The organism is Paractinoplanes bogorensis, assembly GCF_018829635.1.
GTDB lineage: Bacteria > Actinomycetota > Actinomycetes > Mycobacteriales > Micromonosporaceae > Actinoplanes > Actinoplanes bogorensis.
Map to the genome: position 1 here is coordinate 319,154 of NZ_JAHKKG010000003.1, position 16,035 is coordinate 335,188.

The 16,035-nt window shown below is 73.8% G+C and carries 2 protein-coding genes (both only partly in view); both read left to right on the forward strand.

What is annotated here, in order from left to right; all coding sequences use genetic code 11:
* Positions 1-12,346, forward strand: the end of a protein-coding gene (locus tag KOI35_RS10000; protein ID WP_215785854.1) for a type I polyketide synthase. It extends 14,294 nt beyond the left edge of the window; 12,346 of the gene's 26,640 nt are visible here — the last part of the coding sequence; the start codon falls outside the window, past its left edge; it ends in the stop codon at positions 12,344-12,346.
* A protein-coding gene (locus KOI35_RS10005) for a type I polyketide synthase (RefSeq protein ID WP_215785857.1) crosses the window boundary here: on the forward strand, positions 12,343-16,035 show its 5' end (the start). Its footprint extends 16,584 nt past the window's final position; the window shows 3,693 of its 20,277 coding nt (coding positions 1-3,693); the start codon lies at positions 12,343-12,345; its stop codon lies off the right edge, out of view. The genes KOI35_RS10000 and KOI35_RS10005 overlap by 4 nt, the downstream gene beginning before the upstream one ends.

Genomic DNA, 16,035 nt, shown 5'->3' on the forward strand with positions numbered 1-16,035 from the left:
GCCCGACTCGGCCGACGGCGCCGAGGGCTACATGGTCACCGGCTCGCTGTCGAGCATCCTCAGCGGCCGGGTCAACTACCTGCTCGGGCTGGAAGGGCCGGCCGTCACGCTCGACACCGCCTGCTCGTCGTCGCTGGTCGCGCTGCACCTGGCCTGCCGCTCGCTGCGCGACGGGGAGAGCTCGCTCGCCCTGGCGGGTGGAGTCAGCATCATGGCCACGCCCGGCGCGTTCGTCGGGTTCAGCCGCCAGCGGGCGCTCGCGGTCGACGGGCGTTGCAAGGCGTACGCGGAAGCAGCCGACGGCATGACGCTGGCCGAAGGTGTCGGCCTGGTGCTGCTCGAGCGCATGTCGGACGCCAAGCGCAACGGCCACCAGATCCTGGCCGTGGTCAAAGGCACCGCGATCAACCAGGACGGCGCGTCGAACGGGCTCACCGCGCCCAGCGGGCCGGCCCAGCAGCGGGTCATCCGCAGCGCGCTGGCCGCCGCGGGCGTGACCGGCAACGACATCGACGTCCTGGAGGGCCACGGCACCGGCACCGCGCTCGGTGACCCGATCGAGGCCGGGGCGCTGTTCGCCACCTACGGCGCTTCACGATCGGCCGAAAGCCCGCTGCTGCTCGGCTCGGTCAAGTCGAACATCGGCCATACCCAGATGGCGTCCGGCGTCGCCAGCGTCATCAAGCTCGTCCTGGCCATGCGGCGCGGGCAGGTGCCGCAGTCGCTGCACATCGACCAGCCGTCGTCGCACGTGGACTGGTCGTCCGGTGCCATCCAGCTGCTCAGCGACGCAGTTTCATGGCCTGACACCGGCCGGGTCCGGCGCAGTGCGGTGTCGTCGTTCGGCCTGAGCGGTACGAACGCGCACGCCATTCTCGAGGCCTACGACGCTCCTGTTCAGGAGGCGCCGGCAACGGGCGGTCTGCTCCCGGTTCCGGTCTCGGCCCGCTCCGAAGACGCGTTGCGGGCCCAGGCCGGTCGACTGCTCGACCTGCTGGCTCGCGAGGACCTGCGGGTGGCCGACCTGGCCGTGGCGCAGGCGACCACCCGGTCGGCGTTCGAGCGCCGGGCCGTCGTTCTCGCGTCCGACCACGATGATCTCGTTCGCGGTCTGACCGCCCTGCGCGATGACACGCCGGCCGCCACGCTGGTCACCGGATCCGCCGGCCGTGGACGCCTCGCGATGCTCTTCACCGGGCAGGGCGCGCAGCGGCTCGGCATGGGCCGCGAGCTGTACGACACGTACGCGGTCTTCGCCGACACGTTCGACGAGGTCGCCGCGCACCTCGACCTGCCGCTGCACGACCTGGTGTTCGGCACCGACGCCGAGGCGCTCGACCAGACCGCGGCGACCCAGCCGGCGCTGTTCGCGGTCGAGGTCGCGCTGGCCCGGCTCCTCGAGTCGTGGGGGCTGCGCCCGGCGTACCTGGTCGGCCACTCGATCGGCGAGCTGGCCGCCGCGCACATCGCCGGGATCCTCTCGCTGCCCGACGCGGCCCGGCTCGTGGCCGCTCGCGGCGCGCTCATGCAGGCGCTGCCGACCGGCGGGGCGATGGTCGCGGTGCAGGCAGCCTCGTCATCCGTCGACTTGACGCCCGGAGTCTCGATCGCGGCTATCAACGGGCCGAACTCCCTGGTGCTTTCCGGCGTTGAGGATGAGGTGGTCGCCGCGGCGGCGCGCTTCGAGAAGACGAAGCGCCTCACCGTCTCGCACGCGTTCCACTCGGCCCTGATGGAGCCGATGCTGGACGAGTTCCGCACCGTTGCGGAGAGCGTCACGTACGAGCGGCCGTCGATCCCGATCGTCTCGACCGTCACCGGCGAGCCGGCCGACATGAGCAACGCGGACTACTGGGTCAACCAGGTGCGAGCCACGGTCCGGTTCGCCGACGCGGTGTCGTGGCTCGAGGGTGAGGGCATCCGCGCGTTCGTCGAGGCGGGTCCGGCCGGCGTGCTCTGCGGCATGGCTCAGGAGACGCTGACCGCCGAGGCCGTGCTCGTGCCCGCGCTGCGCCCGGAACGGGCCGAGGCGGGGACGCTGCTCGCGGCGGTCGCGGGGCTGCACGCGTCTGGCGTGGACGTGGACTTCACCGCGGTGCTGGCCGGCTCCGGGGGACGGGCGATCGACCTTCCCACGTATGCCTTCCAGCGTCAGCGTTTCTGGCCCGAGAACCCGATGGGTGTCGGCGCCGCGTTGCCGGGCACGTCGTCCTCCTCGTCCGCGGGCACCGACGAGCTCTGGGACGCGATCGACCGCGCCGACCTCGAGGCCGTCGCCGCCACCCTGCGCCTCGACGGCGTCACGGTCGCCGAGATGGTGCCCGCGCTCGCCTCGTGGCGCCGCGCCAGCAAGGAGCGCGCGCAGCTCGACGGCTGGCGTTACGCCATCACGTACAAGCCGTTCACCGCTTCCGGGACGCCCGCGCCCGGCCCGTGGATCGTGCTCTCCAGCGGCGCCACGCTGGACCCGGGCCTGCCGACCGTCCAGGTGACGGTCACCGGCGACCGGCACGCGATCGCCGAGCAACTCCGTGAGGTCACGGCCGGCGGCGACCGCTTCGCCGGCGTGCTGTCGCTGCTGGACGGCCCGGACGCGACGCTGGCGGCGATCCAGGCCGTCGGCGACGCCGGGATCAAGGCCAAGATGTGGGTCGTCACCCGCGGCGCGGTCTCGGTCGGCCGCTCCGACAAGCTGACCGACCCGTCGCAGGCCATGCTGTGGGGCCTCGGCCGGGTCGCCGCGCTCGAACTGCCGGAACGCTGGGGCGGCCTCATCGACCTGCCCGCTACGGCCGACCCCGCGGCTGAGCGCCGCATCGCCGGTGTGCTCGCGCAGACCGCCGAGGACCAGATCGCCGTACGGGCCTCGGGTGTCTACGCCCGTCGTCTCGTGCCCGCGCCCGTCCGTGGTGGCGACCGCACCCCGCTCGACCTGACCGGCACGACGCTCATCACCGGCGGCACCGGGGGAGTGGGCGCGCACGTGGCCCGCGACCTGGCCCGCCGGGGCGCCACGCACCTCGTGCTGGTTTCACGCCGCGGCTCGGACGCCCCGGGCGCGACCGAGCTGCGCGACGAGCTGACCGCCCTGGGCGCGACCGTCGACGTGGTCGCGGTCGACCTGGCCGATCGCGACGAGGTCGAGGCACTGCTCACCGTGCACCCGGCCGATGCGGTCTTCCACGCCGCCGGGGTGGTCGCCGACGGCCTGCTCGACCAGCTCACGCCCGAGACGCTGGCCGCGGTGCTCGGTCCCAAGGCCGACGCCGCCCGCCATCTGCACGAGCTCGCGGGCGACGTGAGCGCGTTCGTGCTGTTCGCCTCGACCGCCGGCGTCATCGGCGGCGCCGGGCAGGGCAACTACGCCGCGGCCAACGCCTATCTGGACGCGCTCGCCGAGCACCGCCGCGCGAACGGGCTCCCGGCCACCTCGGTGGCGTGGGGCGCCTGGGCCGAGGGCGGCATGGTCGCCGACGGTGGCCTGGGTGACCGGATGCGCCGCGGCGGCCTGCTGCCGATGCCGACCGAGCCCGCCCTCGCCTCGCTGCACCAGGCGATCGAGCTCGGCGACACCACGGTGACGGTGGCCGACATCGACTGGGCGCGCTACGTTCCCGCGCTCACCATGACCCGGCCGCTGCCGTTGCTCGAGAGCTTCACCGCCGCGCCAGTGGCGGACAAGCAGGTCGAACGGCCGGCGCTGGTCGACCGGGCCGCCGTGCTCGGTCTCGTCCGCGACCAGGCCGCCGCCGTGCTCGGGCACGACGGGGCGGCGCAGGTCGAGCCGGACAAGGCGTTCAAGGACCTCGGCTTCGACTCGCTGACCACGCTCGAACTGCGCAACCGGCTGCAGGTCGCGACCGGGCTCACGCTGCCCGCGTCGCTCGTGTTCGACTACCCGACGCCGATCGAGATGGCCGACTTCCTGCACGGTTCGCTCACCGGCGGCACATCCTCGGACGTGACCCCGGCCGCGACCGTCACCCGGGACGCGGCCGAGGACCCGATCGTCGTGGTCGGTATCGGCGTCCGGATGCCCGGCGGCGTGTCCTCGCCCGACGACTACTGGCAGCTGCTCGCGAACGGCCGGGACGCCGTCTCGCCGTTCCCGGCCGACCGCAACTGGGACCTCGACCTGCTCGCGCAGGGCCACTCGGCCACCCGCGAGGCCGGCTTCCTGGACGGGGTCGCCGACTTCGACGCCGCGTTCTTCGGCATCTCGCCGCGCGAGGCCCTCGCCATGGACCCGCAGCAGCGGCTCGTGCTCGAGACCGCGTGGGAGGCCCTGGAGCGGGCCGGCATCGACGCCGGAACCCTGCGCGGCAGCCAGACCGGCGTCTACGTGGGTACCAACGGCCAGGACTACGGCGAGATGCTGCGCCGCCACGCCGACGCCGAAGTGCTCGGCTACATCGCCACCGGCACCACGGCCAGCGTCTTGTCCGGCCGGCTCTCGTACGCGCTCGGCCTGGAGGGCCCGACCGTCACCGTCGACACGGCCTGCTCGTCGTCGCTGGTCGCCATCCACCTCGCGTCCCGCGCCCTCGCGGCCGGTGAGTGCGGGCTGGCCTTGGCCGGTGGCGTGTCGGTGATGTCCAGCCCCGACTCGTTCATCGAGTTCACCAGCCAGGGCGGGCTCGCCGCGGACGGCCGGATCAAGGCGTTCGCCGAGGCCGCCGACGGAACCTCGTGGGCCGAGGGCGTGGGCGTACTCGTGCTCGAACGGCTCAGCGAGGCCCGGCGCAACGGACACGACGTGTGGGGCATCGTGCGCGGGTCGGCGGTCAACTCCGACGGCGCCTCGAACGGGCTCACCGCACCCAACAGCCTGTCCCAGCAGCGGGTCATCCGGGCCGCGCTGGCCGACGCCGGGCTCGCCCCGGCCGACATCGACGCGATCGAGGCGCACGGCACCGGCACCACGCTGGGCGACCCGATCGAGGCCCAGGCCCTGCTGGCCACGTTCGGCCCCGACCGGCCCGCCGAGCGTCCGTTGCTGCTCGGCTCGGTCAAGTCGAACATCGGCCACACCCAGGGCGCGGCCGGCATGGCCGGTGTCATCAAGATGCTGCTGGCCATGCGCCACGGCCAGTTGCCGCAGACGCTGCACGTCGACGCGCCCTCGTCGCACGTCGACTGGAGCTCGGGCACGGTCTCGCTGATCACCACGGACCAGGAGTGGCCGTCGACCGGGCGCCCGCGCCGGTCCGGCGTCTCCGCCTTCGGCCTCAGCGGCACGAACGCGCACGTGGTCCTCGAGCAGGCCCCGCCGGCGCCGGCCGGGGAGGCGCCGGCGATCCGGCCCGCCGCGGTGCCGTTCGTCCGGTCGGCCCGCACGCGGGAGGCCCTGGAGGCGCTGCCCCTGATCGACGGGGACGCGCTCGACGTGGCGTACACGCTGGCCGTGGGCCGCGCCCAGCTCCAGCACCGCGTCGCGACGGTCGACGGTGTCGAGGTCGCCCGCGGTCAGAGCCGTGGCGCCGGCCCGATGGCCTTCCTGTTCACCGGCCAGGGCTCGCAGCGCCTCGGCATGGGCCGTGAGCTGTACACCCGATTCCCGGTGTTCGCCGCCGCGTTCGACGAGGTGTCCGCCTACCTCGACGTGCTTCTCGAGGTCCCGCTGCGGTCGGTGATCTGGGGCGACGACGCCGACATCCTCGGGCAGACCGGGTGGGCCCAGCCCGCGCTGTTCGCCGTCGAGGTCGCGCTGTTCCGCCTGGCCGAGTCGCTCGGCCTGCGGCCCAGCTATGTGGCCGGCCACTCGATCGGCGAGATCGCCGCGGCCCACGTGTCCGGCGTGCTCTCGCTGCCCGACGCGGCCCTGCTCGTCACCGAGCGCGGCCGTCTCATGCAGGCCCTGCCCGCCGGCGGTGCGATGGTCGCCGTCCAGGCCGCGCCGCACGAGATCGAGCTCACCGACGGCGTCTCCATCGCCGCCATCAACGGTCCGAACGCGGTCGTGCTGTCCGGCGACGAGGCTTCCGTTCTGGCGGCGGCATCCGGCTTCGAACGCACCCGCCGCCTCAACGTGTCGCACGCGTTCCACTCGGCGCTGATGGAGCCGATGCTCGCCGAGTTCCGCTCGGTGGTCGCTACGCTCACCTTCGAGCAGCCGGTCATCCCGTTCGTCGCGTCCGGTGACGTCACCGACCCCGAGTTCTGGGTGCGGCACGTGCGCGACACCGTCCGGCACGCCGAGCATCTGCGGACGCTTACCGAGTCCGGCGTCACCACGTTCGTCGAGCTCGGACCGGACGCCGCCCTGGCCGCGATGGCCGGGGACCTGCCCGTCATCCCGGTGCTGCGCCGCGACCGGCACGAGGAGACGGCGTTCGCCACGGCGCTCGGCCGGCTCTTCGTCGCGGGCGTGGACCTGGACTGGGCGGCCTACTTCGCCGGCACCGGCGCCCGCCGTACGGACCTCCCGACCTACCCGTTCCAGCGTCAGCGGTTCTGGCCCGGCGGCGGCGCTCTTGAGGCGCCCGCTGCCGTGGACGTCAGCAAGTGGCGCTACCGCGTCAGCTGGGCGCCCGTCGCGGTCAAGCCGGCCGACGCGCTGGCCGGCCGCTGGCTCGTCCTGCATGACGGCTCTGTTCTCGCGGACGAGGTGGTCACGGCAGCCGGCCCGGACGCGGTTGTCGTCCGCCCGGGCGAGGAGCCTTCGGGGTCCTTCGACGGCGTGCTGTCGCTGCTCTCCGAGCCGGTCACCGGCCACGGTCCGCTGTGGACGGTCTCGGCCGACCCAGCGGCGTGGGGCGCGGGCCAGGTGGCCGCGCTCGAGGAGCCGGAGCTGCACCGCGGCCTGATCGACCTGGCCGAGGGCTTCGACGCGGGCACGCTGCGTGCCGCGCTGGCGTCGGGCGAGACCCAGTTCCGCGTACGGGGAACCGCAGTGGAAGCCCGTCGCATTCAGCGCGCGGCTCCGGTCGCCGCGCCGTGGCAGCCGGACGGCAAGGTCGTCGTCATCGGCTCCGAGGCCGCGGCGAGCTGGGTCCCCGAGGCGGTCGGCCTCGACGAGCTCGACGACGCGACCGCCGTCATCTACGGCGGGGACCTCGACGGACTGGTCGAGCTGGACGCCACGATCGGCGACCGCCTGCTGGTCGTGCTCGCTTCGGTCGCCGGCGTGTGGGGCTTCCGCGGCCAGTCCGACGAGTCCGCCGCCCAGGCCGAACTGCTGGCCTTCGCCCGGCAGCGCAACGAGAGCGGCCGGCCCACGGTCGCCGTCGCGTTCGGGCCGCTCGCCGAGAGCACCCCTCCCGCCATGGCCTCGCACCTCGCGCTCAACGGCCTGCCCGCGATCGGCTCGTCGCTCGCGATGACCGCCCTCGCGGCGGCCGTCGCCGCCGGGGACCCCGAGGCGATCGTGGCCGACGTCGACTGGGCCCGCTTCGCCGAGTCGTGCAACCGGCGCCTGCTGGCCGAGCTGCCCGAGGCGGCCAAGGTCGAGTCGTCGTTCCGCCGCCGGCTGCTCACGCTGCCCGAGGAGACCTGGAACGACGAGCTGCTCGGCCTGGTTCGTAGCGCCGCGGCGACCGTTCTGGGCCACGCCGGCCAGGACGCCGTCGAGGAGGACGTGCCGTTCCGTGACCTCGGGTTCGACTCGCTCACCGCGGTCGATCTGCGCAACCAGCTCAACGCGGCGACCGGCCTGAGCCTGCCGGCCACGTTGGTGTTCGACTATCCGACGCCGGTCGAGCTGGCTTCCTACCTGCGTTCCGAATTGGTGGGAAGCGCCCCCGAGATCGTTGCGCCGGTGACCCAGACGACCGGGCAGGACCTCATCGCGATCGTCGGCATGGCCTGCCGCTACCCGGGCGGCGTCACGTCGCCCGAGGAGCTGTGGCAGCTGCTGGTCGACGAGGTCGACGCCGTCGGCCCGATGCCGACCGACCGCGGCTGGGACCTCGACAACCTGCGCAGCGTCAGCCACCAGGGCGGATTCCTCTACGACGCGGCCGACTTCGACCCCGACTTCTTCGCCATCTCGCCGCGCGAGGCCGTGGTGATGGACCCGCAGCAGCGGATCGTCCTCGAATCGGCCTGGGAAGCCCTCGAGCGGGCCGGCATCGACCCGGCCGGGCTGCGGGGCACCGACGCCGGTGTGTTCATCGGTGGTGGCAGCGGCGAATACCGGGTGGACGCGGAGACGTACGGGCAGGAATGGCAGACCGCGCAGGCGGCGAGCCTGCTCTCCGGCCGCCTCGCCTACACGTTCGGGCTGCAGGGCCCGACGGTCTCGGTCGACACCGCCTGCTCGTCCTCGCTCGTCGCCCTGCACCTCGCCGGGCAGGCGCTGCGGACCGGTGAGTGCTCGCTGGCCCTGGCCGGTGGCGTCACGGTCATGTCGACGCCGGTCGGGTTCGAGGAGTTCAGCACGCAGGGCGCGCTCTCCGAGGACGGCCGCTGCAAAGCGTTCTCGGAGAACGCCGACGGCACCGGCTGGAGCGAGGGTGTCGGCATGCTCGTGCTCGAGCGGCTCGACGACGCCCGCCGCAACGGTCACCGGGTGCTCGCGGTCGTCCGCGGCACGGCCATCAACTCGGACGGTGCTTCCAACGGCCTCACCGCCCCGAGCGGCCCGGCCCAGCAGCGTGTGATCCGCAAGGCCCTCGCCGCCGCGCGGCTCGCCCCGACCGAGGTCGACGTCGTCGAGGCGCACGGAACGGGCACCAAGCTCGGTGACCCGATCGAGGCCCAGGCGCTGCTGGCCACCTACGGTCAGGGCCGCTCGCAGGCGCTGCGGCTCGGCGCGGTCAAGTCGAACCTCGGCCACACGCAGGCCGCCTCGGGCGTCGCCGGCGTCATCAAGATGGTCCTCGCCATGCAGCACGGGCAGCTGCCCAAGACGCTGCACGCCGACCAGCCGACCACGCACGTGGACTGGTCGTCGGGGGCGATCGAGCTGCAGACGGCGGCCGGGGCCTGGCCCGCGGTCGACCGGGCCCGCCGCGCGGCGGTCTCGTCGTTCGGCGCGAGCGGCACCAACGCCCACGTGATCCTGGAACAGGGCGACGCCTACGCCGACCGCTCGTCGGCGACCGACGGTTCGGCGGTGGCAGCGGACGGCACGGCGGTGGCGGCGGACGGTTCGGCGGTGGCGGCGGACGGTTCGGCCACGGTGGTCGCCGGCAGCGAGGCCGCGGCCCTTCTGCCGGTCGCGGTCTCCGGGCGTACCCCGCAGGCCCTGCGCGCCCAAGCGGCGGCCCTGCTGCCCCTGGCCCGCACCGGCCTCCCGCTCGGCGACCTGGCCTGGTCGCTGGCGACCGGACGCGCCAACTTCGAACACCGCGCCGTCGTCCTGGCCGGTGACCGGGACCAGCTGCTCGACGGGCTCGCCGCCCTGGCCGAGGGCCGCACCGCCACAGGCGTCGTGACCGACGAGGCAGCCCGCTCGGGCAAGCTCGCGTTCGTCTTCGCCGGGCAGGGCAGCCAGCGAGCCGGTATGGGCCGCACCCTCGCCGACCGCTTCCCGGCCTTCGCCCGCGCCTACGACGAGGTCGTCGCGAAGCTCGGCGTCGAGTTGCCGGACGACCAGGAGACACTCAACAACACCGGGTTCGCCCAGCCGGCGATCTTCGCGTTCGAGGTGGCGCTGTTCCGCCTGCTCGAGTCGTGGGGCGTCAAGCCGGCCCTGATCGCCGGTCACTCGATCGGCGAGATCGCGGCCGCCCACGTGGCCGGCGTGCTCACGCTGGACGACGCCTGCACGCTCGTGACCGCGCGGGCCCGGCTCATGGCCGCCCTGCCGACCGGCGGCGCGATGGTCGCGGTCCAGGCCGCACCGAACGAGGTCGAATTGACCGCGGGCGTGTCGATCGCGGCGGTGAACGGGCCGCGCTCGATCGTGCTGTCCGGTGTCGAGGACGAGGTGCTCGCTGCGGCCTCCGGGTTCGAGAAGACGAAGCGGTTGAGCGTGTCGCACGCCTTCCATTCGTCGCTCATGGAGCCGATGCTCGACGAGTTCCGCGTGATCGTCGGTGCTCTTTCGTTCGCGGCACCGCGTATCCCGATGGTGGCGAGCGGCGAGGTGACGGATCCCGAGTTCTGGGTCGGCCACGTGCGGGACACGGTCTGGTTCGCCGCGAACGTGGAGACGCTGCACGAGCGCGGCGCACGCACGTTCCTGGAGGTCGGACCGGACGCGACCCTCTCCTCGATGATCGAATCCGGCCCGGCGATCCCGTCGCTGCGCAAGGACCGCGACGAGGAGCGGGAACTGCTGACGGCCCTGGCCCGGCTGCACGCTCACGGCGTACGGGTGGATTGGTCGTCGTTCTTCGCCGGTCGCGACGTGGCGTGGACCGACCTGCCCACCTATGCGTTCCAGCGCGAGCGTTTCTGGGCCGACCAGAAGCCGCGTTCCGCCGCGACGAGCACCGGCGGCGGGGACGGGCTGTGGGAGGCCCTCACGAGCGGCAAGCTCGGCATCGACGGCGACGTCCTGGAAGGCATGCTGCCCGCCCTGAACGACTGGCGGCAGCGCCGCGACGAGCAGGCCGGTCTCGACGCCATCCGGCACCGCATCGGCTGGAAGCGGCTCACGCTGCCGCAGACGGCCGCGCTGCCCGGCACGTGGTTGGCGCTCGTCGCCCCCGGCGCGGCGGGCACGCAGGACCCGGCGACCACGGCGGCGATCGGCGGCCTCGGCGACGGTGTGGTGACGGTTGAGGTGACCGGTCGCGAGGCCCTGGCCGCGGCGATCGCCCAGGCCGGCCCGTTGCAGGGTGTGCTCTCGTTCATGCCGGACGCCGAGCGGACCGCAACCGTGCTGCAGGCCCTCGGCGACGCCGGCCAGCGGGCGCCCCTGTGGGCAGTGACCCGTGGCGCAGTGACCACGGGCCCGGGCGACCCGGTGGTGAACATCGACCAGGCCGCCGTGTGGGGCCTCGGCCGGGTCGCCGCCATGGAGTACCCGGACCGCTGGGGTGGCCTGATCGACCTACCGGCCGGCGAGACCCCGCGCGGCCTGATCGCGGCGCTCACCGGCCCGGCCGGCGAGGACCAGCTCGCGATCCGCGCGGCCGGCATCTTCGGACGCCGCCTGCTCCCGGCCCCGGCGCCCGACCCGGCCACGCCGTGGACGCCGACCGGCAGCGTGCTCATCACGGGCGGCACCGGCGCTCTCGGTGCCCACGTCGCCCGCACGCTGGCCACCCGCGGGGCCGAGCGACTGGTCCTGGTGAGCCGCCGCGGCATCGACGCACCCGGTGCCGTCGAGCTGCGCGACGAGCTGGCCGGTCTCGGTGCCGAGGTGGTGGTGGCCCAGGCCGACGCCGCCGACCGCCAGGCCATGACCGACCTGGTCGACGGCCTGCCCGACCTGACCGCCGTGGTGCACACCGCGGGCGTGCTGGACGACGGCGTGATCGACCGGCTCACCCCGGACCGGTTCGCCGGGGTGTTCCAGGCCAAGGTGACGCCGGCGCTGCTCCTCGATGAGCTGACCGCCGGGCGCGACCTGGACGCGTTCGTGCTGTTCTCGTCGGCGTCGTCGGCGGTCGGCAACCCCGGCCAGGGCAACTACGCGGCGGCCAACGCCGTGCTGGACGCCCTGGCCGAGCGCCGCCGCGAGAACGGACAGGCGGCCACCTCGATCGCCTGGGGCGCCTGGGGCGGTGACGGCATGGCGGCCGGCGCCGACGCCGAGGCGCACGCCAAGCGGGCCGGCATCGCCGCGCTCGACCCCGGCGAGGCCTGCGCGGTCATGCTGCAGCTGACCGGCGAGCCGCTCGCCACGGCCGTGGTGGTCGCGGTGCAGAGCGGCCCGTCGGCACCGATGCTGCGGCCGAGCAACCTGCTCAGCGACATGCCGGGCTGGACCGAGCCGGCGGCCGCGGCGGCGCCGGTGGAGACGAGCGCGTTCCGGGAGAAGCTCACGGCGATGCCGGAGGGCCGCCGCCTGGAGGCCGTGCTCGACCTCATCCGCGAGCAGGCGGCCGAAGTGCTGGGCCGGGACGACGCCGACGCGATCACCGCCGAGCGGCCGTTCCGCGACCTGGGCTTCGACTCGCTGGCCACCGTCGAGCTGCGGAACCGGCTCAACGCCGCGACCGGCCTCGACCTGGCGGCGACGCTCGTGTTCGACCACCCGACGTCGCTCGCACTGGCCGAGTACGTGCTGGAGGAGCTGGCTCCGTCGGCCGTCGAGGACGACGAGGAGGCCACCGTCCGGCGACTGCTGGCGAGCCTCCCGCTCGACCGGCTGCGCGAACTCGGCGTACTGCAAGCGGTCTTGAAGGATGCCGGCGCCGAGCCGGCCGACGAGTCCGAGTCGATTGACGAGATGTCCGTGGACGACCTGGTGCGAGCCGCGCTCGAGGGCGCCGGCGAGGAGGACCGATGACCAGCCCCGGTGACAAGGTCGTAGAGGCGCTCCGTGCCTCGATGAAGGAGACCGAGCGCCTGCGCCGGCAGAACCGCGACCTGATGGCCACGATCAGCGAGCCCATCGCGATCGTGGGCATGAGCTGCCGCTACCCCGGTGGCGTGAACTCGCCCGAGGACCTGTGGCAGCTCGTGGCGGACGGCCGTGACGCGATCGGGGACTTCCCCACCGATCGTGGCTGGGACCTGGAGGCGCTGGGCGCGTCCAGCGTGGACGAGCGTGGCATGGCGGTCAGCCTGCAGGGCGGGTTCCTCGGCGGGGTCGCCGACTTCGACCCCGGGTTCTTCGGCATCTCGCCGCGCGAGGCGGTCACCATGGACCCCCAGCAGCGCCTGCTGCTGGAGACCGCGTGGGAGGCGTTCGAACGGGCCGGCGTCGACCCGGTGGGCCTGCGCGGCAGCCGTACGGGCGTCTTCATGGGCACCAACGGGCAGGACTACGCCCACCTGATGATCCGGTCGGTCGCGGACGCCACCGGTGACATCGGCACCGGCATCGCGGCCAGCGCCACGTCGGGCCGGCTCTCCTACGAGCTCGGCCTCGAGGGTCCGACGGTCACCGTCGACACCGCCTGCTCGTCGTCGCTCGTCGCGCTGCACCTGGCCGCCCACGCGCTGCGCAACGGCGAGTGCACGCTCGCGATCGCGGGTGGCGTCAACGTGATGGCCACGCCGGGCTCGCTGGTCGAGTTCAGCCGGCAGGGCGGCCTGGCCCGCGACGGCCGCTGCAAGTCGTTCAGCGACGACGCCGACGGCACCGGCTGGTCCGAGGGCGTCGGCGTCCTCGTGCTCGAGCGGCTGTCCGACGCCGAGCGCAACGGCCACAAGGTGCTCGCGGTCGTCCGCGGCTCGGCGGTCAACTCCGACGGTGCCTCCAACGGCTTCACCGCCCCCAACGGCCGGGCCCAGCAGCGTGTCGTACGGCAGGCGCTGTCCAAGGCGGGCCTGCAGCCGGGCGACGTCGACGTGGTCGAGGCGCACGGCACGGGCACCCGTCTCGGTGACCCGATCGAGGCGCAGGCGCTGCTCGCCACGTACGGGAAGGACCGCTCCGAACCGCTGCGGCTCGGCTCGATCAAGTCGAACCTCGGCCACACCCAGGCCGCCGCCGGTGTCGCCGGTGTCATCAAGATGGTCATGGCCATGCGGCACGGCGTCATCCCGCGCACGCTGCACGTCGGCACGCCGTCGAGCCAGGTCGACTGGACGCGCGGCGCGATCCGCCTGGCCACCGACCAGGAGGCGTGGCCCTCGGTGGACCGGCCGCGGCGGTCCGCCGTGTCGTCGTTCGGCGTCAGCGGCACCAACGCGCACGTCATCCTCGAGCACGTCGACGCGAAGGTCATCGCCGAGGAGCCGTCGGTCACCCCGTCGGCGCTGCCGTGGCTGCTGTCGGCACGCACGCCCGAGGCACTGCGCGGTCAGATCGACAACCTTTCCCCGTACGCGGGCAGCCTCGACCTTTCGTACTCGCTCGCGGTGACCAGGTCCGCCTTCGAGGAGCGCCTCGCCGCACCGGACCTCGACGCACTTGCGCGCTGGGCCGAGAACGGCACCGCCCCCGGCGTCGTCACCGGCACCGCCTCGTCGCGGGTCAAGCTCGCCGTCCTCTTCGCGGGTCAGGGTTCGCAGCGTCTGGCGATGGGCCAGGGCTTGGCGGCCCGTTTCCCGCTGTTCGCCTCGGTGTTCGACGACATCCTCGGCCGGCTCGGCATCACGGTGCCGGACGACGAAGACCTCCTTTCCCGTACGGGCATGGCCCAGCCGATCCTTTTCGCGTACGAGGTGGCGCTGTTCCGCCTGATCGAGTCGCTCGGCATCCGGGTCGACTTCCTCGGCGGTCACTCGGTCGGCGAGATCGCCGCCGCGCACGTGGCCGGTGTCCTGTCGCTCGACGACGCCTGCACGTTGGTCGGCGCCCGCGCGCGGCTGATGGACGCACTCCCGCCCGGCGGCGCGATGGTGGCGGTGCAGGCCACGCCCTCCGAGGTTCTCCCGCACCTGACCCCCGGCGTGTCGATCGCAGCGGTGAACGGCCCGCGCTCGCTCGTGCTTTCGGGTGTCGAGGACGAGGTGCTCGTTCTGGCGGCCCGTTTCGAGAAGTCGAAGCGTCTGAGGGTGTCGCACGCCTTCCATTCGCCGCTGATGGAACCGATGTTGGACGACTTCCGCGTGATCGTCGACGGATTGACGTTCAACGACCCGCAGATTCCGTTCGTCGCCGCCGGGGACGTGACCGATCCTTCGTTCTGGGTGTCGCACGTCCGCGACGCCGTGCAGTTCCACGACACCGTCACCCGGCTCTCGGCCCAGACGACCACGTTCCTCGAGCTCGGCCCGGACGGCACGCTGTCCGGCCTGGTCGAACTAGCCGCCGCGTCGGCCCCCGTCGGCCAACCGTGGACGGCCGTTCCCGCGGTCCGCCGGGATCGCGACGAGGAATCGGCTTTCGTCGCCGCGCTGTCCCGCCTCCACGTGGCCGGCGTGGGTGTCGACTGGCGGGCGTTCTTCGCGGGTACCGGCGCCACCTGGATCGACCTGCCCACCTATGCGTTCGAGCACGCGCCGTACTGGCCCAAGCTCGCCCCGGCCGCCGCGGGCGACGTCGCCTCGCTCGGCCTGACCGACGCCGGGCACCCGCTGCTCGGCGCGGCCACGAGTGTGGCCGGCTCGGGTGAACTGCTGCTGACCGGCCGGCTGTCGACGCTGACCCAGCCCTGGCTGGCCGACCACGTCGTCGCGGGCGAGGTCACGCTGCCCGCCGGCGCCGTGCTCGACATGGCCCTGCGCGCGGCCGACCAGCTCGGCCACGCCGCCGTCGACCTCGATCTCGACCTCGCGACGCCGGTGACGCTGCCCGGCGGCCGCGGCGGCGTGCAGGTGCAGCTGTGGGTCGGCGGCCTGGACGAGAACGGCGACCGCGCGCTGCGCTTCCACTCCCGGCCGTCGGCCGAGGACGAGTGGGTCCAGCACGCCGGCGGCCGCATGCATTCGGACGCCTCCGCGGTGGACGGGGACTTCGTCGCCTGGCCGCCCGCCGGGGCGACCGTGGCCGACCTCGACGGCTTCTACGACGACCTGGCCGAGGCGGGACTGGCCTACGGGCCGGCGCTGCGCGGGGTGCGGGCGGCGTGGCGGCGCGGGGCCGAGATCTTCGCCGAGGTCGCGCTGCCGTCGTCGATCGAGGACGGGGCCGCCTACGGAGTGCACCCGGCCCTGCTCGACGCGGCCGTGCAGCCGTCCGCCCTGGACGGCGAGCCCGGCACGGCAACCGCCTGGCGGTCGGTGACCCTGCACGCGGCCGGCGCCTCGGTGCTGCGCGTCCGGCTGGCCCGCACCGGCGACGACCTGACCCTTAACGCCGCCGACGTCGAGGGCCGGGCCGTGCTTTCGGCCGCGGCGATCACCGTCGCCCCGCCCGTCGCGCGCGCCGCCACCCGGCAGAGCCCGCTCTTCGGCCTCACCTGGGCGCCGATCACGCTGAACCCGGCCGCCCCGACCCCCGACGTCATCACCGTCGCGATCGACGGCGAGGACGATGTGCACGCCGCCCTGGCCTCGGCGCTCGCACTCCTGCAGGAGCACCTCCCGCAGGACACTCGTCTGGTTTTCACCGGGCGCGGCGACAACCTGGCCGCGGCCGCGGTG